General features: G+C 70.6%; 1 protein-coding gene. It reads right to left on the minus strand.

Annotated features, from left to right (window positions below; translation table 11 throughout):
• A partial coding sequence (locus tag ACZ3HH_RS31290; RefSeq protein ID WP_465810639.1) for a hypothetical protein occupies positions 1–228 on the minus strand: 228 nt, incomplete at both ends.

Raw genomic sequence — 228 nt, forward strand, 5'->3', positions numbered from 1 at the left:
GCCCGCCTGGATCTCGCGGAAGTCGATCATCACGAGTGCCTGCTGGCGCTTGAGGAACTTCCAGTCGAGGACGTGGGCACCCGTGGGTGCGAGGTCGAAGTGGCCGGGGATGGGCCCGTATCCGGGGGCGATGCCGCAGACCACCGCGTTCTCGGCGCGTGCGCCGGGGTAGAGCCGGCGCGCGATGGGGAGGCGCTCCTCCATGCCCTTGTGCGCGAGGGTTCCGAG

The organism is Pseudomonas sp. PME37.24/025 (assembly GCF_055556615.1).